Origin of the sequence: Escherichia sp. WS1265 (genome assembly GCF_046487585.1) — a bacterium.
Taxonomy (GTDB): Bacteria; Pseudomonadota; Gammaproteobacteria; order Enterobacterales; family Enterobacteriaceae; genus Escherichia; species Escherichia coli.
Genome location: NZ_JBJQJE010000018.1, coordinates 1 through 25459 on the forward strand (window position 1 = coordinate 1; position 25459 = coordinate 25459).

The following is a 25459-nucleotide window of genomic DNA, read 5'->3' on the forward strand; positions in this document are numbered from 1 at the left end:
TCTGCAATCCAGTGCCCGAGGACCGTGAAGAAGAAAAAGATTAATCCAGTGTGAGAGGCTGGTGTGAGAAAGTTGAAAGAGTTTTGCCGTAGAAATGATGCCTGCATGACCAGCCAGGTAGTGATTTACAGCGGCAAGTTTTACTTCAAATGAATGTTTCATAAACTGCACCTTCAGATGTCAGATTATGTCCAACATTTGGGGTGCAGTTCATACGCCGCATCCGGCATGAAACGATGAGCAATCTGTAGAGTTTGATTCAGACCTTCTATTTTTCCCGCTTATCCGTGCCCCATCTCCCATTTTCCCTCACACGTACCGTCACCGCCTTGTCATCTTTCTGACACCTTACTATCTTACAAATGTAACAAAAAAGTTATTTTTCTGTAATTCGAGCATGTCATGTTACCCCGCGAGCATAAAACGCGTGAATTCGCGCATTCGGTACAACAAGAGAGATAAACGATGAAACCGTTACATTATACAGCTTCAGCACTGGCGCTCGGACTGGCGTTAATGGGGAATGCACAGGCAGTGACGACCATTCCGTTCTGGCATTCTATGGAAGGGGAACTGGGTAAAGAGGTGGATTCTCTGGCCCAACGTTTTAACGCCGAAAACCCGGATTACAAAATTGTACCGACCTATAAAGGCAACTACGAACAGAATTTAAGCGCGGGGATTGCCGCATTTCGTACCGGCAACGCGCCTGCTATTTTGCAGGTTTATGAAGTTGGCACCGCCACCATGATGGCGTCGAAGGCCATTAAACCGGTGTATGACGTGTTTAAAGAGGCGGGGATTCAGTTCGATGAGTCGCAGTTTGTGCCGACGGTTTCAGGCTACTACTCCGACAGCAAAACCGGCCACTTACTCTCCCAGCCGTTCAACAGCTCGACTCCCGTTCTCTATTACAACAAAGACGCCTTCAAGAAAGCCGGTTTAGACCCGGATCAGCCGCCGAAAACCTGGCAGGATCTGGCGGACTATGCCGCAAAACTGAAAGCCTCCGGTATGAAGTGCGGCTACGCCAGCGGCTGGCAGGGCTGGATCCAACTGGAAAACTTTAGCGCCTGGAACGGTCTGCCGTTTGCCAGCAAAAACAACGGCTTTGACGGCACAGACGCGGTGCTGGAGTTCAACAAGCCGGAGCAGGTGAAACACATCGCTATGCTCGAAGAGATGAACAAGAAGGGCGATTTCAGCTACGTCGGGCGTAAGGATGAATCCACTGAGAAGTTCTATAACGGTGATTGCGCGATGACCACCGCCTCTTCCGGTTCTCTCGCCAACATTCGCGAGTACGCCAAATTTAACTACGGCGTAGGCATGATGCCTTACGACGCCGATGCGAAAGATGCGCCACAAAACGCCATTATCGGCGGAGCCAGCTTGTGGGTAATGCAGGGTAAAGATAAAGAAACTTATACGGGTGTGGCGAAGTTCCTCGACTTCCTCGCGAAGCCAGAAAACGCTGCCGAGTGGCATCAGAAAACTGGTTATCTGCCAATCACCAAAGCGGCGTATGACCTGACCCGTGAGCAGGGTTTTTATGAGAAAAACCCAGGGGCGGATACCGCGACGCGTCAGATGCTGAATAAGCCGCCGTTACCGTTCACCAAAGGGCTGCGTCTGGGCAACATGCCGCAGATCCGCGTGATTGTGGATGAAGAGCTGGAGAGCGTGTGGACCGGTAAGAAGACACCACAGCAGGCGCTGGATACCGCCGTTGAGCGCGGGAACCAGTTACTGCGCCGCTTTGAGCAGTCTACGAAGTCTTAATTCTCTTACCCTCACCCTAACCCTCTCCCAAAGGGAGAGGGGACCGATCGGCGTGGTATCCAGGTGCCGTGTCGGTTTGCAACTTCGCTCGGTGGGAAAGTATGCACCGCCTTTCTCCCTCGCCCCTTTGGGGAGAGGGCCGGGGTGAGGGGAACACAACACGAAGAGTTTAACTATGTCATCATCCCGTCCGGTGTTCCGCTCGCGCTGGCTGCCCTATTTGCTGGTCGCGCCGCAGCTCATTATCACCGTTATCTTTTTTATCTGGCCTGCGGGCGAAGCGTTGTGGTACTCGCTGCAAAGCGTCGATCCGTTTGGTTTCTCCAGCCAGTTTGTCGGCCTGGATAACTTCGTCACGCTGTTTCATGACAGCTATTATCTCGACTCCTTCTGGACGACGATAAAATTCAGCACCTTTGTCACCGTCAGCGGTTTGCTGGTATCGCTGTTCTTCGCGGCGCTGGTGGAGTACATCGTGCGCGGCAGCCGTTTCTATCAAACCTTAATGCTGCTGCCTTACGCCGTGGCTCCCGCCGTTGCCGCCGTATTATGGATCTTCCTGTTTAACCCCGGTCGCGGGCTGATCACCCATTTTCTCGCTGAGTTCGGCTACGACTGGAACCACGCACAAAACAGCGGTCAGGCGATGTTCCTGGTGGTGTTTGCCTCGGTATGGAAGCAAATTAGCTACAACTTTCTGTTCTTCTATGCCGCGCTGCAATCCATTCCCCGTTCGTTGATCGAAGCCGCAGCCATCGACGGTGCAGGCCCGATTCGCCGCTTCTTTAAGATTGCGCTGCCGCTTATCGCTCCGGTGAGTTTCTTCCTGCTGGTGGTGAACCTGGTGTACGCCTTCTTCGACACCTTCCCGGTGATCGACGCCGCCACGTCCGGCGGGCCGGTTCAGGCCACCACGACGCTGATTTATAAGATCTACCGCGAAGGCTTTACCGGACTGGATCTGGCTTCGTCTGCCGCGCAGTCGGTGGTGTTGATGTTCCTCGTCATCGTGCTGACGGTGGTGCAGTTCCGCTATGTTGAAAGCAAGGTGCGTTACCAATGATTGAGAACCGTCCGTGGCTGACAATATTCAGCCATACCATGCTGATCCTCGGGATCGCGGTGATCCTCTTCCCGCTGTACGTGGCGTTTGTCGCGGCGACACTGGATAAACAAGCCGTCTACGCCGCGCCGATGACGCTAATCCCCGGCACGCATCTGCTGGAAAACATCCACAACATCTGGGTGAACGGGGTAGGCACGAATAGCGCGCCGTTCTGGCGGATGTTGCTTAACAGCTTTGTGATGGCGTTCAGCATTACGCTCGGCAAAATTACCGTCTCGATGCTCTCGGCATTTGCCATTGTCTGGTTTCGTTATCCGCTGCGTAACCTCTTCTTCTGGATGATTTTTATCACTCTGATGTTGCCGGTTGAAGTGCGTATTTTCCCGACGGTGGAAGTCATCGCCAATCTGAAGATGCTCGACAGCTACGCCGGCTTAACGCTGCCGCTGATGGCCTCGGCGACCGCCACCTTCCTGTTCCGCCAGTTCTTTATGACGCTGCCGGATGAGCTGGTGGAAGCCGCGCGGATCGACGGCGCGTCACCAATGCGTTTCTTTTGCGACATCGTTTTTCCGCTGTCCAAAACCAATCTGGCGGCGCTGTTTGTGATCACCTTTATCTACGGCTGGAACCAGTATTTGTGGCCGTTGTTGATTATTACCGATGTGGATCTCGGCACCACCGTAGCAGGGATTAAAGGGATGATCGCCACAGGCGAAGGCACCACGGAATGGAACTCGGTGATGGCGGCGATGTTGTTAACCCTGATCCCACCAGTAGTGATTGTTTTAGTGATGCAGCGTGCCTTCGTGCGCGGCCTGGTCGATAGTGAGAAATAAGATGGCAGGACTGAAATTACAGGCAGTAACCAAAAGCTGGGATGGCAAAACCCAGGTCATTAAACCGCTGACCCTTGATGTGGCGGATGGCGAATTTATCGTGATGGTCGGGCCGTCTGGCTGCGGGAAATCGACGTTATTGCGAATGGTGGCCGGACTGGAGCGGGTAACGACGGGCGATATCTGGATCGACCGCAAGCGTGTCACCGAAATGGAGCCGAAAGATCGCGGGATTGCGATGGTGTTCCAGAACTACGCGCTCTATCCGCATATGAGCGTAGAGGAGAACATGGCGTGGGGGCTGAAAATTCGTGGCATGGGCAAGCAACAAATTGCCGAACGTGTTAAAGAAGCGGCGCGCATTCTGGAGCTGGACGGCCTGCTTAAGCGCCGCCCGCGTGAGCTATCCGGCGGTCAGCGTCAGCGTGTGGCGATGGGGCGTGCGATTGTGCGTGAGCCGGCAGTGTTCCTGTTTGATGAGCCGCTCTCTAACCTCGATGCCAAGCTGCGTGTGCAGATGCGTCTTGAACTGCAACAGCTGCACCGTCGCCTGAAAACGACTTCACTCTACGTTACCCACGATCAGGTTGAGGCGATGACGCTCGCCCAGCGAGTAATGGTGATGAACGGCGGCGTCGCCGAACAGATTGGCACGCCAGTTGAAGTGTACGAAAAGCCCGCCAGCCTGTTTGTGGCGAGTTTTATCGGCAGCCCGGCGATGAACCTACTGGCTGGCCGCGTGAATAACGAAGGTACGCATTTCGAACTGGATGGTGGTATTACGCTGCCGCTAAACGGTGGCTACCGTCAGTATGCCGGGCGTAAAATGACCCTAGGCATTCGCCCGGAACATATAGCGCTAAGCTCGCAGGCAGAAGGTGGTGTGCCGCTGGTGATGGACACGCTGGAGATCCTCGGCGCAGATAACCTGGCGCACGGACGTTGGGGCGAACAGAAGCTGGTGGTGCGACTGGCGCATCAGGAGCGCCCGACGGCAGGCAGCACGCTGTGGCTGCATCTGCCGGAAAATCAGCTACATCTTTTTGATGGTGAAACAGGACAACGAGTATGAGTAACTGGCCTTATCCCCGCATCGTCGCCCATCGTGGTGGCGGTAAGCTGGCCCCGGAGAACACCCTGGCAGCAATCGACGTCGGGGCAAAATACGGTCATAAGATGATCGAATTTGACGCGAAGTTATCGAAAGATGGCGAGATCTTCCTGCTCCATGACGACAATCTTGAACGCACCAGCAACGGCTGGGGCGTCGCGGGCGATCTGAACTGGCAGGATTTACTGCGCGTGGATGCAGGCAGTTGGTACAGCAAAGCGTTTAAAGGTGAGCCGCTGCCGTTGCTTTCGCAGGTGGCGGAACGCTGTCGTGAACACGGGATGATGGCGAATATCGAAATCAAGCCCACCACTGGCACCGGGCCATTAACGGGCAAAATGGTGGCGCTGGCGGCACGCGAACTGTGGGCCGGTATGACGCCGCCGCTGCTGTCATCGTTTGAGATTGATGCTTTAGAAGCCGCACAATTGGCGGCACCGGAACTGCCGCGTGGTTTATTGCTTGATGAGTGGCGCGACGACTGGCGAGAACTGACCGCGCGGCTGGGCTGCGTCTCTCTTCATCTCAATCATAAGTTACTCGATAAAGCGCGAGTGATGCAGTTGAAAGACGCCGGATTACGGATTCTGGTTTATACCGTCAATAAACCCCAGCGCGCGGCAGAGTTGCTGCGCTGGGGCGTGGATTGCATCTGTACCGATGCGATTGATGTGATTGGTCCGAACTTTACGGCCCAATAGTTTTCAACGGAATATCAGGCTGCGGCGTGCCGGGCTGATTCAGCATGTCGCCGTTTCTCCTCTCCGGCAGCATATGCTGCTGATTCAACGAACTATCCGGATTACGGTTGCTGTTTAACATCCCGCCGTTGGTGTTGGGCAGCATTTGCTGCCGGGCGGGATTTCGCTCCCCCGGCTGTGACTGCAACACCCGCTGAGAATTATTGTTTATCTGGTTTTCTAAATGCTGTTGTTGCAACTGAGTTTGCGTTTTCAGTTGCTGATTCAGCATCCCTTTTTGCTGGATTTGCTGCGTTTGCATTTGAGTCTGCATCCGCTGCTGGCTGGGGATCTGATATCCCGGCTGGTTGGGGTTGTTCAGAGTATTAATGGGCTGTGCAAAGCCGACAAACGGCAGGAGTGCCGTAAGAATCAGAAGTCGTTTCATCGCGTATCCTCCTCTGAAGATATCCTTTAAGTTTACTCGCTTCCCGGCAAAACGATGATTAATTCAGAGTTATATACCAGGCTTAGCTGGGGTTGCCCCTTAATCTCTGGAGAATAACGATGATAAAACCGACGTTTTTACGCCGGGTGGCCATTGCTGCTCTGCTCTCAGGAAGTTGTTTTAGCGCCGCCGCCGCGCCTCCTCCGCCACCTGTTTCTTATGGCGTGGAGGAAGATGTCTTCCATCCGGTACGCGCGAAACAGGGGATGGTGGCGTCTGTAGATGCTACTGCCACTCAGGTGGGGGTGGATATCCTCAAGGAGGGCGGGAATGCCGTTGATGCCGCCGTGGCTGTGGGCTACGCGCTGGCGGTAACGCATCCGCAGGCAGGGAATCTGGGCGGTGGTGGTTTTATGCTGATCCGCTCGAAAAATGGCAATACCACCGCTATCGATTTCCGCGAAATGGCACCCGCCAAAGCGACCCGCGATATGTTCCTCGATGACCAGGGCCACCCGGACAGCAAAAAATCACTCACTTCGCATCTGGCCTCCGGTACGCCAGGTACGGTCGCAGGTTTCTCGCTGGCGCTGGAGAAGTACGGCACCATGCCGTTAAATAAAGTGGTGCAGCCGGCGTTTAAACTGGCACGCGATGGTTTTATCGTTAATGACGCGCTGGCTGACGATCTCAAAACCTACGGTAGCGAAGTGTTGCCGAATCACGAAAACAGCAAGGCTATCTTCTGGAAAGAGGGCGCGCCGCTGAAAAAGGGCGACAAGCTGGTGCAGGCGAACCTGGCAAAGAGCCTGGAGATGATTGCCGAAAACGGCCCGGACGAATTCTACAAAGGCACAATAGCGGAGCAGATCGCTCAGGAGATGCAGAAAAACGGTGGCTTGATCACTAAAGAAGATTTAGCGGCGTATAAAGCGGTCGAACGTACACCGATTAGCGGCGAATATCGCGGGTATCAGGTTTACTCGATGCCACCGCCATCTTCCGGCGGGATCCATATCGTACAGATCCTCAATATTCTGGAAAACTTCGATATGCAGAAATACGGCTTTGGCAGTGCCGATGCGATGCAAATCATGGCAGAAGCGGAGAAATACGCCTACGCCGACCGCTCGGAATATCTTGGCGATCCGGATTTTGTGAAAGTCCCGTGGCAGGCGCTGACCAATAAAGCCTATGCCAAATCTATTGCCGATCAAATTGATATCAATAAAGCGAAGCCATCCAGCGAAATTCACCCCGGCAAGCTTGCGCCTTATGAGAGTAATCAAACTACCCATTACTCAGTGGTGGATAAAGACGGCAACGCGGTAGCGGTGACCTATACGCTGAACACCACCTTCGGTACGGGCATTGTCGCGGGCGAGAGCGGTATTCTGCTTAATAACCAAATGGATGATTTCTCCGCCAAACCGGGCGTGCCGAACGTTTACGGGCTGGTGGGTGGTGACGCTAACGCGGTCGGGCCGAATAAACGTCCGCTGTCGTCGATGTCACCAACCATTGTGGTGAAAGACGGTAAAACCTGGCTGGTCACCGGAAGCCCAGGCGGGAGCCGGATTATCACCACCGTGCTGCAAATGGTGGTGAACAGCATCGATTATGGTATGAATGTCGCCGAAGCGACCAATGCACCGCGTTTCCACCATCAGTGGTTGCCGGACGAGCTGCGTGTCGAAAAAGGGTTTAGCCCGGATACGCTCAAGCTGTTGGAAGCAAAAGGTCAGAAAGTGGCGCTGAAAGAGGCGATGGGTAGTACACAAAGCATTATGGTTGGGCCGGACGGCGAGTTGTACGGCGCATCCGATCCGCGCTCGGTGGATGATTTAACGGCGGGGTATTAATATCTTAAGCCCTCCCGGTAGGTGAGGGCTTAAATGACAAACTTAGATTGCAAATTCTCTATTTCACCCGCGCCATATAATACGCATCGATATATTCACCATTACGAAAAGCGTAATTTTTGCCGGTGCCTTCTATGTGAAATCCGAATTTTTTATAGACGGCGATTGCCGGGGCGTTATCCGCAAATACAGTCAACTCAATACGATCTATCCGTAGCCAGTTATCGCACATTTCAATCAATTCGCGGATCAGGGCGCTGGCGACGCCGCGGTTGTGCCAGCGGGAGTCAACACAGATACCAAAAGTTGCAACATGACTGCGGCGTGGGCCTTGATAAGCCTCAATGAAAAGATGACCCACCACGATGCCATCAATGCAGGCAACCAGTTGTTTAAACCCCTGGCGATCTTTCAATCTTTCTGGCCACCAGCCTTCCGAAGGATGAGGTAGTTGTAGTGTGTTGCAATACACCTCCGGCTGGGCGTGAATCTGCCTGATGGCCTCGTAATCCCGTGTTTCTGCGTGGCGTATCACTATCTCACTCATTCCTTTGTCCTCTTTGGGGTAAATGTCCCTTTCAACATCATTGACTTTCACATACGAGTCAAATGCATTTTTTTGCAAAAAGTGTTGGACAAGTGCGAATGAGAATGATTATTATTGTCTCGCGATCAGGAAGACCCTCGCGGAGAACCTGAAAGCACGACATTGCTCACATTGCTTCCAGTATTACTTAGCCAGCCGGGTGCTGGCTTTTTTTTTGATCTTTCGTTTTCAATTTATCCACGGGAAGTGCTTGTGTTCGTTATGCGCACTCCAGTAGGAACCACGTCCGCTTTGCGCTAAGGTGTAAATAATCACCTTAAAAAGGACGAAATCATGGTCATCAACTGCGCCTTTATTGGCTTCGGCAAAAGCACCACCCGTTACCATCTGCCGTATGTACTTAACCGCAAGGATAGTTGGCATGTCGCGCATATTTTTCGCCGCCATGCGAAGCCGGAAGAACAGGCCCCCATTTACTCTCATATCCATTTCACCAGCGATCTCGACGAAGTACTAAACGATCCCGATGTTAAGCTGGTTGTGGTCTGCACCCATGCAGACAGCCACTTCGAGTACGCGAAGCGCGCGCTGGAAGCCGGGAAAAATGTGCTGGTCGAAAAACCGTTCACCCCGACGCTTGCGCAGGCGAAAGAGCTGTTTGCTCTGGCGAAAAGTAAAGGGCTGACCGTCACGCCATATCAGAATCGTCGCTTTGATTCCTGCTTTCTGACGGCGAAAAAAGCGATTGAAAGCGGCAAGCTGGGAGAGATTGTCGAAGTGGAAAGCCATTTTGACTATTACCGCCCGGTGGCAGAAACCAAACCTGGGCTGCCGCAGGATGGCGCGTTCTATGGCCTTGGTGTGCATACGATGGACCAGATTATTTCTCTGTTCGGTCGCCCGGATCACGTCGCTTATGACATCCGCAGCCTGCGTAATAAAGCCAATCCTGACGACACCTTTGAAGCGCAGCTGTTTTATGGCGACCTGAAAGCCATCGTCAAAACCAGCCATCTGGTGAAAATCGATTATCCGAAATTTATCGTTCACGGTAAGAAAGGTTCGTTTATTAAATACGGTATCGACCAGCAGGAAACCAGCCTCAAGGCTAATATTATGCCGGGCGAACCGGGATTCGCAGCGGATGATTCGGTCGGTGTGCTGGAGTATGTCAATGACGAGGGTGTGACGGTCAGAGAAGAGATGAAGCCGGAGATGGGCGATTACGGGCGCGTTTATGATGCGTTGTATCAAACCATCACCAACGGTGCGCCAAATTACGTCAAGGAATCTGAAGTTCTTACCAATCTGGAAATCCTTGAACGAGGATTTGAGCAAGCCTCTCCCTCCACAGTGACTCTCGCGAAGTAAGTTTGATGGCCCCTCGAATAGTTCAATTTTTTTGAACAGAGGGGTCAATTTTCACCCTCTATCATCCCAGGCAGATCGGGTCCACACTAAGCCCATCGAAAACATTCAGGGGGCGAATACAAATGATCTACTTACGCAAAGCAAATGAACGTGGTCATGCAAATCATGGCTGGCTGGACTCCTGGCATACTTTCTCTTTTGCCAACTACTACGACCCGAACTTTATGGGTTTCTCCGCGCTGCGCGTGATTAACGACGACGTGATTGAAGCAGGGCAGGGCTTCGGCACTCACCCACATAAAGATATGGAAATTTTGACCTACGTGCTGGAAGGTACAGTTGAGCACCAGGACAGCATGGGCAATAAAGAGCAGGTTCCGGCGGGTGAGTTCCAGATTATGAGTGCGGGTACGGGTATTCGTCACTCAGAGTACAACCCAAGCAGCACCGAGCGTCTGCATCTGTATCAAATCTGGATCATGCCGGAAGAAAACGGTATTACGCCGCGTTATGAACAGCGTCGCTTCGATGCCGTACAGGGCAAACAGCTGGTGCTCTCGCCGGATGCGCGAGATGGTTCGCTGAAAGTGCATCAGGATATGGAACTGTATCGTTGGGCATTGCTGAAAGATGAGCAGTCGGTGCATCAGATTGCCGCTGAACGCCGCGTCTGGATCCAGGTGGTGAAAGGCAATGTCACCATTAACGGCGTGAAAGCCTCGACCAGCGATGGTCTGGCAATCTGGGATGAGCAGGCAATCTCCATTCATGCGGATAGCGACAGCGAAGTGTTACTGTTCGATCTGCCGCCGGTTTAAAATTCAACGGCATCTTTGAAGCCTGCCTTTTTGCAGGCTTTCACGCTCGCTCCGGTCGCGTGCTGATGTACGCTTCCGGGGTTTTGCCGTGTCGTTAGCACAATGCGATGCAATTGATTTAGTGTATATCTAATAATTGTAAACAAGCACTGTTTTCCCCGGGAAGGTTCTGATGCGTCCGTGTTAAACTAAGAGAATCTATCTCTTTTGTACCTTCAGGACGATGAAAAAGAAAAGACCCGTACTTCAGGATGTGGCTGACCGTGTAGGCGTGACCAAAATGACGGTCAGCCGTTTTTTACGCAACCCGGAGCAGGTTTCCGTCGCTCTACGCGGCAAGATTGCCGCCGCTCTTGATGAACTGGGTTATATTCCCAATCGCGCACCCGATATCCTCTCTAACGCCACCAGCCGGGCGATTGGCGTCCTGTTACCTTCTCTCACCAACCAGGTTTTTGCGGAAGTATTACGCGGAATCGAAAGCGTCACCGACGCGCACGGTTATCAAACTATGCTGGCGCACTACGGTTATAAACCGGAAATGGAGCAAGAACGCCTCGAATCAATGCTCTCATGGAATATCGATGGACTGATCCTCACCGAACGTACCCACACGCCACGCACCTTAAAGATGATTGAAGTGGCGGGGATTCCGGTGGTGGAGTTGATGGACAGCAAGTCGCCGTGCCTCGATATTGCCGTCGGTTTTGATAACTTTGAAGCGGCACGCCAGATGACCACCGCCATTATTGCTCGCGGGCATCGCCACATTGCCTATCTCGGCGCACGTCTCGACGAACGTACTATCATCAAACAGAAGGGATACGAACAGGCGATGCTGGATGCAGGCCTGGTGCCGTATAGCGTGATGGTTGAGCAATCTTCTTCTTACTCTTCCGGTATTGAACTGATTCGCCAGGCGAGGCGGGAATATCCGCAGCTGGATGGCGTGTTCTGTACTAATGATGACCTGGCGGTCGGCGCGGCGTTTGAATGTCAGCGTCTGGGGTTAAAAGTTCCTGACGATATGGCGATTGCCGGTTTCCACGGTCATGACATTGGTCAGGTGATGGAACCACGGTTGGCGAGCGTACTGACGCCGCGTGAGCGGATGGGCAGTATCGGCGCTGAACGCCTGCTGGCGCGTATTCGTGGCGAATCTGTGACACCGAAAATGTTAGATTTAGGTTTCACCTTGTCACCGGGCGGATCTATTTAAGCCCACAAATTTGAAGTAGCTCACACTTATACACTTAAGGCACGGATGGATATTGCTTCTGATATTGTCCGGCCGGACAATGTTACCGATAACAGTTACCCGTAACATTTTTAATTCTTGTATTGTGGGGGCACCACTTTGAGCACGACTAACCATGATCACCACATTTACGTCTTGATGGGCGTATCGGGCAGCGGCAAATCTGCGGTCGCCAGTGAAGTGGCGCATCAACTTCATGCCGCGTTTCTTGATGGCGATTTCCTCCATCCACGGCGCAATATCGAAAAAATGGCGTCTGGTGAACCGCTGAATGACGACGATCGCAAACCGTGGTTGCAGGCGCTGAACGACGCCGCGTTTGCTATGCAGCGCACTAATAAAGTGTCGCTGATTGTCTGTTCTGCACTGAAAAAACACTATCGCGACTTGCTGCGTGAAGGTAATCCGAATCTTTCGTTCATCTACCTGAAAGGCGATTTTGATGTGATTGAAAACCGCCTGAAAGCGCGCAAAGGCCATTTCTTTAAAACCCAAATGTTGGTGACGCAGTTTGAAACGCTGCAGGAGCCGGGTGCGGACGAAACCGATGTACTGGTGGTGGATATCGATCAACCGCTGGAAGGTGTTGTGGCAAGCACCATTGAGGTTATTAAAAAAGGCAAATAAGTAGTGACTACATTAACGCTTGTTTTAACAGCAGTAGGATCTGTTTTACTGCTGCTGTTTTTAGTCATGAAGGCGCGTATGCACGCTTTCCTGGCTTTGATGGTGGTGTCCATGGGGGCTGGCCTTTTTTCCGGTATGCCGCTCGATAAAATCGCAGCGACGATGGAAAAAGGGATGGGAGGCACCCTCGGCTTCCTGGCGGTGGTTGTCGCCCTGGGAGCTATGTTTGGCAAGATCTTACATGAAACCGGCGCAGTCGATCAGATTGCCGTCAAAATGCTCAAATCCTTCGGTCACAGCCGCGCGCATTATGCCATCGGCCTTGCGGGGCTGGTCTGTGCGCTGCCGTTGTTCTTTGAAGTGGCGATTGTTCTGCTGATTAGCGTTGCTTTCTCAATGGCGCGCCACACCGGTACGAACCTGGTGAAGCTGGTAATCCCATTATTCGCAGGCGTGGCGGCCGCGGCTGCGTTCCTGGTGCCTGGACCAGCGCCAATGCTGCTGGCATCGCAGATGAATGCCGACTTTGGCTGGATGATCCTGATTGGCCTGTGTGCGGCAATTCCGGGAATGATTATTGCCGGGCCGCTGTGGGGTAATTTCATCAGCCGCTACGTGGAGTTGCATATTCCTGACGACATCAGCGAACCGCATCTCGGCGAAGGCAAAATGCCATCTTTCGGATTCAGCCTGTCGCTGATCCTGTTGCCGCTGGTGCTGGTAGGGCTGAAAACCATTGCCGCGCGCTTTGTGCCGGAAGGCTCTACCGCTTACGAATGGTTCGAGTTTATTGGTCATCCGTTTACCGCGATTCTGGTTGCTTGTCTGGTAGCGATTTATGGCCTGGCAATGCGTCAGGGCATGCCAAAAGACAAAGTGATGGAGATTTGCGGTCACGCGCTGCAACCGGCGGGGATCATTCTGCTGGTGATTGGTGCAGGCGGCGTGTTCAAACAGGTGCTGGTTGACTCTGGCGTAGGTCCGGCACTGGGCGAAGCGTTAACCGGCATGGGCCTGCCGATTGCCATCACCTGCTTCGTGCTGGCAGCTGCAGTGCGCATCATTCAGGGTTCTGCCACCGTTGCCTGTTTAACGGCGGTGGGACTGGTGATGCCGGTTATTGAACAACTGAACTATTCCGGAGCGCAAATGGCGGCGCTGTCGATTTGTATCGCCGGTGGTTCGATTGTTGTCAGCCACGTTAACGACGCCGGTTTCTGGTTGTTCGGTAAATTTACCGGCGCGACCGAAGCCGAAACGCTGAAAACCTGGACCATGATGGAAACCATCCTCGGCACTGTCGGTGCCATCGTTGGGATGATTGCGTTCCAGCTGTTGAGTTAAGTTTGTTTACCCGGTAGTTCTGACGCTACCGGGCTCTTTTCGAAAAACTCTCCTCGTTACCCCTTCATCCACATTCGAATGCCGTCGAGGAACATCTGGGTTGCCATCATCACCAGAATCAATCCCATCAGGCGTTCAAGTGCATTCACCCCTTTCTCGCCCAGCAGACGTAAAAATAGCGAAGACTGTAGAAGGATAACAAAGGTGCCGCCCCAGGCCAGTAGCAGAGCAATTACCAGATGTCCCATCTGATTCGGGTACTGATGAGACAACAACATCAGCGTGGCGAGAATAGTCGGCCCGGCGACTAACGGAATTGCCAACGGCACGATAAATGGCTCTTCACCTGCCGGAAGCCCGCTGCTATTTCCTGAAGCACTGGGGAAAATCATCTTAATGGCGATCAGAAACAGAATGATGCCGCCAGAAATGGAGACGGTTTCTGCCCGCAGGCTAAGAAATGCCAGAATTTTCTCACCCGCAAACAGGAACACCAGCATCACCAGGAGAGCAATAAGCAACTCTCGCACCATGATTGCCCGCCGTCTTTTCGGTTCAGTATGTTTCAGTACGGACATGAAAATAGGTAGGTTTCCGAGCGGATCCATAATCAGGATCAATAAAACTGCTGCAGAAATGATTTCATTCATAACTCAAATTCCCTGATAATTGCCGCGGACTTTCTGCGTGCTAACAAAGCAGGATAAGTCGCATTACTGATGGCTTCGCTATCATTGATTAATTTCACTTGCGACTTTGGCTGCTTTTTGTATGGTGAAAGATGTGCCAAGAGGAGACCGGCACATTTATACAGCACACATCTTTGCAGGAAAAAACGCTTATGAAAAATGTTGGTTTTATCGGCTGGCGCGGTATGGTCGGCTCCGTTCTCATGCAACGCATGGTTGAAGAGCGCGACTTCGACGCCATTCGCCCTGTCTTCTTTTCTACTTCTCAGCTTGGTCAGGCTGCGCCGTCTTTTGGCGGAACCACTGGCACACTTCAGGATGCCTTTGATCTGGAGGCGCTAAAGGCCCTCGATATCATTGTGACCTGTCAGGGCGGCGATTATACCAACGAAATCTATCCAAAGCTTCGTGAAAGCGGATGGCAAGGTTACTGGATTGACGCAGCATCGTCTCTGCGCATGAAAGATGACGCCATCATCATTCTTGACCCCGTCAATCAGGACGTCATTACCGACGGATTAAATAATGGCATCAGGACTTTTGTTGGCGGCAACTGTACCGTAAGCCTGATGTTGATGTCGTTGGGTGGTTTATTCGCCAATGATCTTGTTGATTGGGTGTCCGTTGCAACCTACCAGGCCGCTTCCGGCGGTGGTGCGCGACATATGCGTGAGTTATTAACCCAGATGGGCCATCTGTATGGCCATGTGGCAGATGAACTCGCGACCCCGTCCTCTGCTATTCTCGATATCGAACGCAAAGTCACAACCTTAACCCGTAGCGGTGAGCTGCCGGTGGATAACTTTGGCGTGCCGCTGGCGGGTAGCCTGATTCCGTGGATCGACAAACAGCTTGATAACGGTCAGAGCCGCGAAGAGTGGAAAGGGCAGGCGGAAACCAACAAGATCCTCAACACATCTTCCGTAATTCCGGTAGATGGTTTATGTGTGCGTGTCGGGGCATTGCGCTGCCACAGCCAGGCATTCACTATTAAATTGAAAAAAGATGTGTCTATTCCGACCGTGGAAGAACTGCTGGCTGCGCACAATCCGTGGGCGAAAGTCGTTCCGAACGATCGGGAAATCACTATGCGTGAGCTAACCCCAGCTGCCGTTACCGGCACGCTGACCACGCCGGTAGGCCGCCTGCGTAAGCTGAATATGGGACCAGAGTTCCTGTCAGCCTTTACCGTGGGCGACCAGCTGCTGTGGGGGGCCGCGGAGCCGCTACGTCGGATGCTTCGTCAACTGGCGTAATCTTTATTCATTGAATCTGGGGCGCGATGCCGCCCCTGCTAGTGCGTAATACAGGAGTAAGCGCAGATGTTTCATGATTTACCGGGAGTTAAATAGAGCATTGGCTATTCTTTAAGGGTGGCTGAATACATGAGTATTCACAGCCTTACCTGAAGTGAGGACGACGCAGAGAGGATGCACAGAGTGCTGCGCCGTTCAGGTCAAAAAAATGTCACAACCAGAAGTCAAAAATCCAGTTGGATGGGGTGACACAATAAAACAGGAAGACAAGCATGTCCGATCGTATCGATAGAGACGTGATTAACGCGCTAATTGCAGGCCATTTTGCGGATCCTTTTTCCGTACTGGGGATGCATAAAACCACCGCGGGACTGGAAGTCCGTGCCCTTTTACCCGACGCTACCGATGTGTGGGTGATTGAACCGAAAACCGGGCGCAAACTCGCAAAACTGGAGTGTCTCGACTCCCGTGGATTCTTTAGCGGTGTCATTCCGCGACGTAAGAATTTTTTCCGCTATCAGTTGGCTGTTGTCTGGCATGGTCAGCAAAACCTGATAGATGATCCTTACCGTTTTGGTCCGCTAATCCAGGAAATGGATGCCTGGCTATTATCTGAAGGTACTCACCTGCGCCCGTATGAAACCTTAGGCGCGCATGCAGATACTATGGATGGCGTCACAGGTACGCGTTTTTCTGTCTGGGCTCCAAACGCCCGTCGGGTCTCGGTGGTTGGGCAATTCAACTACTGGGACGGTCGCCGTCATCCGATGCGCCTGCGTAAAGAGAGCGGCATCTGGGAACTGTTTATCCCTGGGGCGCATAACGGTCAGCTCTATAAATATGAGATGATTGATGCTAATGGCAACTTGCGTCTGAAGTCCGACCCTTATGCCTTCGAAGCGCAAATGCGCCCGGAAACCGCGTCTCTTATTTGCGGGCTGCCGGAAAAGGTTGTGCAGACTGAAGAGCGCAAAAAAGCGAATCAGTTTGATGCGCCAATCTCTATTTATGAAGTTCACCTGGGCTCCTGGCGTCGCCACACCGACAACAATTTCTGGTTAAGCTACCGCGAGCTGGCCGATCAACTGGTGCCTTATGCTAAATGGATGGGCTTTACCCACCTCGAACTGCTGCCCATTAACGAGCATCCGTTCGATGGCAGTTGGGGTTATCAGCCAACCGGCCTGTATGCACCGACCCGCCGTTTTGGTACCCGCGACGACTTCCGTTATTTCATTGATGCCGCACACGCAGCTGGTCTGAACGTGATTCTCGACTGGGTGCCAGGCCACTTCCCGACCGATGACTTTGCGCTTGCCGAATTTGATGGCACGAACTTGTATGAACACAGCGATCCGCGCGAAGGCTATCATCAGGACTGGAATACGCTGATCTACAACTATGGTCGCCGTGAAGTCAGTAACTTCCTTGTCGGTAACGCGCTTTACTGGATCGAACGTTTTGGTATTGATGCGCTGCGCGTCGATGCGGTGGCGTCAATGATTTATCGCGACTACAGCCGTAAAGAGGGGGAGTGGATCCCGAACGAATTTGGCGGGCGCGAGAATCTTGAAGCGATTGAATTCTTGCGTAATACCAACCGTATTCTTGGTGAGCAGGTTTCCGGTGCGGTGACAATGGCGGAGGAGTCTACCGATTTCCCTGGCGTTTCTCGTCCGCAGGACATGGGCGGTCTGGGCTTCTGGTACAAGTGGAACCTAGGCTGGATGCATGACACCCTGGACTACATGAAGCTCGACCCGGTTTATCGTCAGTATCATCACGATAAACTGACCTTCGGGATGCTCTACAACTACACTGAAAACTTCGTCCTGCCGTTGTCGCATGATGAAGTGGTCCACGGTAAAAAATCGATTCTCGACCGGATGCCGGGCGACGCATGGCAGAAATTCGCTAACTTGCGCGCCTACTATGGCTGGATGTGGGCATTCCCGGGCAAGAAACTGCTGTTCATGGGGAACGAATTTGCCCAGGGCCGCGAGTGGAACCATGACGCCAGCCTCGACTGGCATCTGTTGGAAGGCGGCGATAACTGGCACCACGGTGTCCAGCGTCTGGTGCGCGATCTGAACCTCACCTACCGCCACCATAAAGCGATGCATGAACTGGATTTTGACCCGTACGGTTTTGAATGGCTGGTGGTGGATGACAAAGAACGCTCGGTGCTGATCTTTGTGCGTCGCGATAAAGAGGGTAACGAAATCATCGTTGCCAGTAACTTTACTCCGGTGCCGCGTCATGATTATCGCTTCGGCATTAACCAGCCGGGCAAATGGCGTGAAATCCTCAATACCGATTCCATGCACTATCACGGCAGTAATGTCGGCAATGGCGGCACGGTACACAGCGATGAGATTGCCAGCCACGGTCGTCAGCATTCATTAAGCCTGACACTACCACCGCTGGCCACTATCTGGCTGGTTCGGGAGGCAGAATGACACAACTCGCCATTGGCAAACCCGCACCCCTCGGCGCGCATTACGACGGTCAGGGCGTCAACTTCACACTTTTCTCCGCTCATGCCGAGCGGGTAGAACTGTGTGTCTTTGACGCCAATGGCCAGGAACATCGCTATGACTTGCCAGGGCACAGTGGCGACATTTGGCACGGTTATCTGCCGGATGCGCGCCCGGGTTTGCGTTATGGTTATCGCGTTCATGGCCCCTGGCAACCCGCCGAGGGGCATCGCTTTAACCCGGCGAAGTTGTTGATTGATCCTTGCGCGCGGCAAATTGACGGGGAATTTAAAGATAACCCGCTGCTGCACGCCGGTCATAATGAACCTGACTATCGCGACAACGCCGCCATTGCGCCGAAATGCGTAGTGGTGGTTGATCACTATGACTGGGAGGATGATGCTCCGCCGCGCACGCCGTGGGGCAGTACCATCATTTATGAAGCCCATGTCAAAGGATTAACGTACCTGCACCCGGAGATCCCGGTCGAGATCCGTGGCACTTATAAAGCCCTGGGGCATCCGGTGATGATCAACTATTTGAAACAGTTGGGCATTACCGCGCTGGAACTGCTGCCGGTGGCGCAGTTTGCCAGCGAACCACGCCTGCAACGTATGGGTCTAAGTAACTACTGGGGTTATAACCCGGTGGCGATGTTTGCGCTGCATCCGGCGTATGCCTGCTCCCCAGAAACGGCGCTGGATGAGTTTCGCGATGCAATCAAAGCACTGCATAAAGCGGGTATCGAAGTCATTCTTGATATCGTGCTCAACCATAGTGCGGAACTGGACCTCGACGGCCCGTTATTCTCTCTGCGTGGGATCGACAACCGTAGCTATTATTGGATAAGAGAAGACGGCGATTATCACAACTGGACCGGTTGTGGCAACACGCTCAATTTGAGTCATCCGGCGGTGGTGGATTATGCCAGCGCCTGCCTGCGTTATTGGGTAGAAACCTGCCACGTCGATGGTTTCCGCTTTGATCTGGCGGCAGTCATGGGCCGTACGCCAGAGTTTCGTCAGGATGCGCCGTTGTTTACAGCTATCCAGAACTGCCCGGTGCTCTCGCAGGTGAAGTTAATTGCTGAACCGTGGGATATTGCTCCTGGTGGTTATCAGGTGGGAAATTTCCCGCCGCTGTTTGCCGAGTGGAACGATCATTTCCGCGATGCTGCCCGTCGTTTCTGGCTTCATTATGATTTGCCTCTGGGGGCGTTTGCCGGGCGTTTTGCTGCCTCCAGCGATGTTTTTAAACGTAATGGTCGTCTGCCGAGTGCCGCGATTAATCTCGTCACCGCGCATGACGGTTTTACGCTTCGCGACTGCGTTTGCTTCAACCATAAACATAATGAAGCAAACGGAGAAGAAAATCGCGACGGGACCAACAACAATTACAGTAACAATCATGGTAAAGAAGGGTTAGGCGGTACTCTTGACCTGGTTGAACGGCGTCGCGACAGCATTCACGCCCTGTTAACAACGTTGTTGCTCTCCCAGGGTACGCCGATGTTACTGGCCGGTGACGAACATGGTCACAGCCAGCATGGCAATAACAATGCCTACTGTCAGGATAACCAATTAACCTGGTTGGACTGGTCGCAGGCAAGCAGTGGTTTAACCGCATTTACCGCCGCGTTAATCCATCTGCGCAAGCGCATTCCCGCTTTGGTGGAGAATCGCTGGTGGGAAGAAGGCGACGGCAATGTCCGTTGGCTAAATCGATATGCTCAGCCTTTAAGCACGGATGAGTGGCAAAACGGGCCGAAACAGCTGCAAATTCTGCTCTCGGATCGCTTTTTGATCGCAATTAACGCCACGCTTGAGGTAACAGAGATTGTTTTACCTGCTGGGGAGTGGCACGCCATTCCCCCATTCGCTGGAGAGGATAACCCAGTGATTACGGCTGTCTGGCAGGGACCTGCACACGGATTGTGTGTGTTCCAGAGATGATAAAAAAGGAGTTAGTCATGGTTAGTTTAGAGAAGAACGATCACTTAATGTTGGCGCGCCAGCTGCCATTGAAATCTGTTGCCCTGATACTGGCGGGAGGACGTGGTACCCGCCTGAAGGATTTAACCAATAAGCGAGCAAAACCGGCCGTACACTTCGGCGGTAAGTTCCGCATTATCGACTTTGCGCTGTCTAACTGCATCAACTCCGGGATCCGTCGTATGGGCGTGATCACCCAGTACCAGTCCCACACTCTGGTGCAGCACATTCAGCGCGGCTGGTCATTCTTCAATGAAGAAATGAACGAGTTTGTCGATCTGCTGCCAGCACAGCAGAGAATGAAAGGGGAAAACTGGTATCGCGGCACCGCAGATGCAGTTACCCAAAACCTCGACATTATCCGCCGTTATAAAGCGGAATACGTGGTGATCCTGGCGGGCGACCATATCTACAAGCAAGACTACTCGCGTATGCTTATCGATCACGTCGAAAAAGGCGCACGTTGCACCGTTGCTTGTATGCCAGTACCGATTGAAGAAGCCTCCGCATTTGGCGTTATGGCGGTTGATGAGAACGATAAAATTATCGAATTCGTTGAAAAACCTGCTAACCCACCGTCAATGCCGAACGATCCGAGCAAATCTCTGGCGAGTATGGGTATCTACGTCTTTGACGCCGACTATCTGTATGAACTGCTGGAAGAAGACGATCGTGATGAGAACTCCAGCCACGACTTTGGCAAAGATTTGATTCCCAAGATCACCGAAGCCGGTCTGGCCTATGCGCACCCGTTCCCGCTCTCTTGCGTACAATCCGACCCGGATGCCGAGCCGTACTGGCGCGATGTGGGTACGCTGGAAGCTTACTGGAAAGCGAACCTCGATCTGGCCTCTGTGGTGCCGGAACTGGATATGTACGATCGCAATTGGCCAATTCGCACCTACAATGAATCATTACCGCCAGCGAAATTCGTGCAGGATCGCTCCGGTAGCCACGGGATGACCCTTAACTCACTGGTATCCGGCGGTTGTGTGATCTCCGGTTCGGTGGTGGTGCAGTCCGTTCTGTTCTCGCGCGTTCGCGTGAATTCATTCTGCAACATTGATTCCGCCGTATTGTTACCGGAAGTATGGGTAGGTCGCTCGTGCCGTCTGCGCCGCTGCGTCATCGATCGTGCTTGTGTTATTCCGGAAGGCATGGTGATTGGTGAAAACGCAGAGGAAGATGCACGTCGTTTCTATCGTTCAGAAGAAGGCATCGTGCTGGTAACGCGCGAAATGCTACGGAAGTTAGGGCATAAACAGGAGCGATAATGCAGGTTTTACATGTATGTTCAGAGATGTTCCCGCTGCTTAAAACCGGCGGTCTGGCTGATGTTATTGGGGCATTACCCGCAGCACAAATCGCAGATGGCGTTGACGCTCGCGTACTGTTGCCTGCATTTCCCGATATTCGCCGTGGCGTGACCGATGCGCAGGTAGTATCCCGTCGTGATACCTTCGCCGGACATATCACGCTGTTGTTCGGTCATTACAACGGGGTTGGCATTTACCTGATTGACGCGCCGCATCTCTATGATCGTCCGGGAAGCCCGTATCACGATACCAACTTATTTGCCTATACCGACAACGTATTGCGTTTTGCGCTGCTGGGGTGGGTTGGGGCAGAAATGGCCAGCGGGCTTGACCCATTCTGGCGTCCTGATGTGGTGCATGCGCACGACTGGCATGCAGGTCTTGCGCCTGCGTATTTGGCGGCGCGCGGGCGTCCGGCGAAGTCGGTGTTTACTGTGCACAACCTGGCCTATCAAGGCATGTTTTATGCACATCACATGAATGACATCCAATTGCCATGGTCATTCTTTAATATTCATGGGCTGGAATTCAACGGACAAATCTCTTTTCTGAAGGCCGGTCTGTACTATGCCGATCACATTACGGCAGTCAGTCCAACCTACGCTCGCGAGATCACCGAACCGCAGTTTGCCTACGGTATGGAAGGTCTGTTGCAACAGCGTCATCGTGAAGGGCGTCTTTCCGGCGTACTGAACGGCGTGGACGAGAAAATCTGGAGTCCAGAGACGGACTTACTGTTGGCCTCGCGTTACACCCGAGATACGTTGGAAGATAAAGCGGATAATAAGCGCCAGTTACAAATCGCAATGGGGCTTAAGGTTGACGATAAAGTGCCGCTTTTTGCAGTGGTGAGCCGTCTGACCAGCCAGAAAGGTCTCGACCTGGTGCTGGAAGCCTTACCGGGCCTTCTGGAGCAGGGCGGGCAGCTGGCGCTACTCGGCGCGGGCGATCCGGTGCTGCAGGAAGGTTTCCTTGCGGCGGCAGCGGAATACCCCGGCCAGGTGGGCGTTCAGATTGGCTATCACGAAGCATTTTCGCATCGCATTATGGGCGGCGCGGACGTCATTCTGGTGCCCAGCCGTTTTGAACCGTGCGGCTTAACGCAACTTTATGGATTGAAGTACGGTACGCTGCCGTTAGTGCGGCGCACCGGTGGGCTTGCTGATACGGTTTCTGACTGTTCTCTTGAGAACCTTGCAGATGGCGTCGCCAGTGGGTTTGTCTTTGAAGATAGTAATGCCTGGTCGCTGTTACGGGCTATTCGACGTGCTTTTGTACTGTGGTCCCGTCCTTCACTGTGGCGGTTTGTGCAACGTCAGGCTATGGCAATGGATTTTAGCTGGCAGGTCGCGGCGAAGTCGTACCGTGAGCTTTACTATCGCTTGAAATAGTTTTCAGGAAACGCCTATATGAATGCTCCGTTTACATATTCATCGCCCACGCTTAGCGTAGAAGCTCTTAAGCACTCTATCGCTTACAAGCTGATGTTTACGATTGGAAAGGACCCGGTCGTCGCCAATAAACATGAATGGCTGAACGCAACGTTATTTGCTGTGCGCGATCGTCTCGTGGAGCGCTGGTTACGTTCAAACCGTGCCCAGTTGTCGCAAGAAACTCGTCAGGTTTACTACCTGTCGATGGAGTTTTTGATTGGCCGTACGCTTTCCAACGCCATGTTGTCGCTAGGAATTTACGAAGATGTACAGGGCGCACTGGAAGCGATGGGGTTAAATCTCGAAGAGCTGATTGATGAAGAAAATGACCCGGGCCTTGGTAACGGTGGCCTGGGACGTCTGGCGGCTTGCTTCCTCGATTCTCTGGCGACGTTAGGGTTGCCGGGGCGCGGTTACGGCATCCGCTATGACTACGGTATGTTCAAGCAGAACATCGTTAACGGTAGCCAGAAAGAGTCACCTGACTACTGGCTGGAATACGGTAACCCGTGGGAATTCAAACGCCACAACACGCGCTATAAAGTCCGTTTTGGCGGTCGCATTCAGCAGGAAGGTAAAAAAACGCGCTGGATTGAAACCGAAGAGATTCTGGGCGTGGCTTACGATCAGATTATCCCGGGTTACGACACTGACGCGACCAACACGCTGCGTTTGTGGAGTGCGCAAGCCAGTAGCGAAATTAACCTCGGTAAATTCAACCAGGGTGACTACTTCGCGGCAGTGGAAGATAAAAACCACTCCGAGAACGTATCTCGCGTACTGTATCCGGACGACTCCACCTACTCCGGGCGTGAGCTGCGCCTGCGTCAGGAATACTTCCTGGTTTCCTCGACCATTCAGGACATTTTAAGCCGCCATTATCAGTTGCATAAAACCTACGATAACCTGGCGGATAAAATCGCGATTCATCTCAACGATACCCATCCGGTGTTGTCGATTCCTGAGTTGATGCGCCTGCTGATTGATGAGCACCAATTTAGTTGGGACGACGCGTTTGGGGTCTGTTGCGAGGTTTTCTCTTACACCAACCACACGCTGATGAGCGAAGCGCTGGAAACCTGGCCGGTCGATATGCTGGGTAAAATTCTGCCGCGTCACTTGCAGATCATCTTTGAAATCAACGACTATTTCCTTAAAACCTTGCAGGAACAGTATCCGAACGATACCGATCTGCTGGGACGGGCGTCGATCATTGATGAATCCAACGGTCGTCGTGTGCGTATGGCCTGGCTGGCGGTTGTGGTGAGCCACAAAGTTAACGGTGTATCGGAACTGCACTCTAACCTGATGGTGCAATCGTTGTTTGCCGACTTTGCGAAAATCTTCCCGGGTCGTTTCACCAACGTCACCAACGGTGTGACGCCGCGTCGCTGGCTGGCGGTTGCGAACCCATCGCTTTCAGCCGTGCTGGACGAACACCTGGGCCGTAACTGGCGCACCGACCTTAGCCTGCTTAATGAGCTGCAACAACACTGTGATTTCCCAATGGTTAATCACGCTGTGCATCAGGCGAAGCTGGAGAACAAAAAGCGTCTGGCGGAGTATATCGCCCAGCAGCTGAATGTGGTGGTAAATCCGAAAGCGCTGTTCGATGTGCAAATTAAACGTATTCACGAATACAAACGTCAATTGATGAATGTGTTGCATGTGATTACCCGCTATAACCGCATCAAGGCCGACCCGGATGCGAAATGGGTACCGCGCGTGAATATTTTTGGCGGTAAGGCGGCTTCGGCCTATTACATGGCGAAGCACATTATTCATTTGATCAATGACGTAGCGAAAGTGATCAACAACGATCCGCAGATTGGCGACAAGCTGAAAGTCGTGTTCATCCCGAACTACAGCGTTAGCCTGGCGCAGTTGATCATTCCGGCGGCCGATCTGTCTGAACAGATTTCGCTGGCGGGGACGGAAGCTTCCGGCACCAGTAACATGAAGTTTGCGCTTAACGGCGCGCTGACCATCGGTACGCTGGACGGTGCGAATGTCGAGATGCTGGATCATGTCGGTGCTGACAATATCTTTATTTTTGGTAACACAGCGGAAGAAGTGGAAGAACTGCGTCGTCAGGGCTACAAACCGCGTGAATACTATGAGAAAGATGAGGAGCTGCATCAGGTGCTGACGCAAATCGGCAGCGGTGTATTCAGTCCGGAAGATCCGGGTCGCTATCGCGATCTGGTTGATTCGCTGATCAACTTCGGCGATCACTACCAGGTACTGGCGGATTATCGCAGCTATGTCGATTGTCAGGATAAAGTCGACGAACTCTACGAGCTTCAGGAAGAGTGGACCGCAAAAGCGATGCTGAACATTGCCAATATGGGCTACTTCTCTTCTGACCGTACTATCAAAGAGTACGCCGATCATATCTGGCATATCGATCCGGTGAGATTGTAATTTCACTAATAAATAGAACGGGGCCAAAGGGTCCCGTTTTTTTCGCCATCATTTCGGAAAAGTGTCCAGAAGGGGCAAGGGGACTCGGGGAGTATAATTTTGCCATTCAGAAAGAATGGA

21 protein-coding genes are annotated in these 25459 nt (G+C 52.8%); 17 read left to right on the forward strand and 4 right to left on the reverse strand.

Annotated features, from left to right (window positions below; genetic code table 11):
* Positions 1-162: helix-turn-helix domain-containing protein (locus ACJHX3_RS17330; protein ID WP_021535487.1), on the reverse strand; the 162-nt coding region annotated here is incomplete at its 3' end.
* 303 nt (positions 163-465) lie between these two features.
* On the opposite strand from ACJHX3_RS17330, the gene ugpB reads away from it, so the two are divergent.
* From ugpB to ugpQ, 5 genes are all read left to right on the forward strand, one after another.
* The gene (gene ugpB, locus ACJHX3_RS17335) at positions 466-1782 is read left to right on the forward strand and encodes a sn-glycerol-3-phosphate ABC transporter substrate-binding protein UgpB (protein WP_000803182.1); all 1317 of its coding nucleotides are present in this window, start codon (positions 466-468) and stop codon (positions 1780-1782) included.
* A gap of 175 nt (positions 1783-1957) precedes the next feature.
* Entirely contained in the window at positions 1958-2845 is an 888-nt protein-coding gene (gene ugpA / locus ACJHX3_RS17340; RefSeq protein WP_000099289.1) for a sn-glycerol-3-phosphate ABC transporter permease UgpA, read from the forward strand.
* Positions 2842-3687, forward strand: a complete 846-nt coding sequence (ugpE, locus tag ACJHX3_RS17345; protein ID WP_024043927.1) for a sn-glycerol-3-phosphate ABC transporter permease UgpE — start codon at positions 2842-2844, stop codon at positions 3685-3687. Before ugpA ends, ugpE begins: the two co-directional genes overlap by 4 nt.
* Before the next feature lies 1 nt (position 3688).
* Complete coding sequence (ugpC, locus tag ACJHX3_RS17350; RefSeq protein ID WP_000907827.1) at positions 3689-4759, forward strand: sn-glycerol 3-phosphate ABC transporter ATP binding protein UgpC; 1071 nt, start codon at positions 3689-3691, stop codon at positions 4757-4759.
* Complete coding sequence (ugpQ, locus tag ACJHX3_RS17355) at positions 4756-5499, forward strand: glycerophosphodiester phosphodiesterase (protein ID WP_024216392.1); 744 nt, start codon at positions 4756-4758, stop codon at positions 5497-5499. The genes ugpC and ugpQ overlap by 4 nt, the downstream gene beginning before the upstream one ends.
* On the opposite strand, the gene ACJHX3_RS17360 is transcribed toward ugpQ, so the two are convergent.
* Positions 5486-5926, reverse strand: coding sequence for a DUF2756 family protein (locus tag ACJHX3_RS17360; RefSeq protein WP_000825994.1), 441 nt, complete (start codon positions 5924-5926; stop codon positions 5486-5488). The two genes, ugpQ and ACJHX3_RS17360, sit on opposite strands and share 14 nt — an antisense overlap.
* A gap of 119 nt (positions 5927-6045) precedes the next feature.
* Here ACJHX3_RS17360 and ggt point away from each other — a divergent pair, with 119 nt between their 5' ends.
* Complete coding sequence (gene ggt / locus ACJHX3_RS17365; protein WP_094308393.1) at positions 6046-7788, forward strand: gamma-glutamyltransferase; 1743 nt, start codon at positions 6046-6048, stop codon at positions 7786-7788.
* Between the two features lie 58 nt (positions 7789-7846).
* On the opposite strand, the gene yhhY is transcribed toward ggt, so the two are convergent.
* Positions 7847-8335 carry an N-acetyltransferase gene (yhhY, locus tag ACJHX3_RS17370; RefSeq protein WP_024216389.1) on the reverse strand — a complete coding sequence of 163 codons (489 nt, stop codon included), beginning with the start codon at positions 8333-8335 and terminating at the stop codon, positions 7847-7849.
* Positions 8336-8668: 333 nt separating this feature from the next.
* On the opposite strand from yhhY, the gene ACJHX3_RS17375 reads away from it, so the two are divergent.
* The 5 genes from ACJHX3_RS17375 (at position 8669) to gntU (ending at position 13753) form a co-directional block, all read left to right on the forward strand.
* A complete protein-coding gene (locus ACJHX3_RS17375; RefSeq protein WP_000236295.1) occupies positions 8669-9706 on the forward strand; it encodes an oxidoreductase in 1038 nt (345 codons plus the stop codon).
* A 122-nt stretch (positions 9707-9828) separates the two neighbouring features.
* Positions 9829-10524, forward strand: a complete 696-nt coding sequence (gene yhhW, locus ACJHX3_RS17380) for a quercetin 2,3-dioxygenase (protein ID WP_000639811.1) — start codon at positions 9829-9831, stop codon at positions 10522-10524.
* Between the two features lie 223 nt (positions 10525-10747).
* Complete coding sequence (gntR, locus tag ACJHX3_RS17385; protein WP_000730252.1) at positions 10748-11743, forward strand: gluconate operon transcriptional repressor GntR; 996 nt, start codon at positions 10748-10750, stop codon at positions 11741-11743.
* A gap of 138 nt (positions 11744-11881) precedes the next feature.
* Positions 11882-12409 carry a gluconokinase gene (gntK, locus tag ACJHX3_RS17390; RefSeq protein WP_042097863.1) on the forward strand — a complete coding sequence of 176 codons (528 nt, stop codon included), beginning with the start codon at positions 11882-11884 and terminating at the stop codon, positions 12407-12409.
* Between the two features lie 3 nt (positions 12410-12412).
* Positions 12413-13753 carry a gluconate transporter gene (gntU, locus tag ACJHX3_RS17395; protein WP_000210111.1) on the forward strand — a complete coding sequence of 447 codons (1341 nt, stop codon included), beginning with the start codon at positions 12413-12415 and terminating at the stop codon, positions 13751-13753.
* Positions 13754-13809: 56 nt separating this feature from the next.
* On the opposite strand, the gene yhgN is transcribed toward gntU, so the two are convergent.
* Positions 13810-14403: an NAAT family transporter YhgN gene (gene yhgN, locus ACJHX3_RS17400; protein ID WP_001002544.1), complete on the reverse strand. Its 594-nt coding sequence runs from the start codon at positions 14401-14403 to the stop codon at positions 13810-13812.
* A gap of 191 nt (positions 14404-14594) precedes the next feature.
* On the opposite strand from yhgN, the gene asd reads away from it, so the two are divergent.
* The 6 genes from asd (at position 14595) to glgP (ending at position 25339) form a co-directional block, all read left to right on the forward strand.
* A complete protein-coding gene (gene asd / locus ACJHX3_RS17405; protein WP_000799956.1) occupies positions 14595-15698 on the forward strand; it encodes an aspartate-semialdehyde dehydrogenase in 1104 nt (367 codons plus the stop codon).
* Between the two features lie 272 nt (positions 15699-15970).
* Positions 15971-18157 (forward strand): 1,4-alpha-glucan branching enzyme, encoded by a 2187-nt coding sequence (gene glgB, locus ACJHX3_RS17410; RefSeq protein WP_001283727.1) that lies wholly within the window; start codon positions 15971-15973, stop codon positions 18155-18157.
* Positions 18154-20127, forward strand: a complete 1974-nt coding sequence (glgX, locus tag ACJHX3_RS17415) for a glycogen debranching protein GlgX (protein WP_000192529.1) — start codon at positions 18154-18156, stop codon at positions 20125-20127. Before glgB ends, glgX begins: the two co-directional genes overlap by 4 nt.
* Positions 20128-20144: 17 nt before the next feature.
* Positions 20145-21440, forward strand: coding sequence for a glucose-1-phosphate adenylyltransferase (gene glgC / locus ACJHX3_RS17420; protein ID WP_000253975.1), 1296 nt, complete (start codon positions 20145-20147; stop codon positions 21438-21440).
* A complete protein-coding gene (gene glgA, locus ACJHX3_RS17425; RefSeq protein ID WP_024044604.1) occupies positions 21440-22873 on the forward strand; it encodes a glycogen synthase GlgA in 1434 nt (477 codons plus the stop codon). The genes glgC and glgA overlap by 1 nt, the downstream gene beginning before the upstream one ends.
* 18 nt (positions 22874-22891) lie before the next feature.
* Complete coding sequence (gene glgP / locus ACJHX3_RS17430) at positions 22892-25339, forward strand: glycogen phosphorylase (RefSeq protein WP_000993440.1); 2448 nt, start codon at positions 22892-22894, stop codon at positions 25337-25339.
* Positions 25340-25459: the final 120 nt, after the last annotated feature.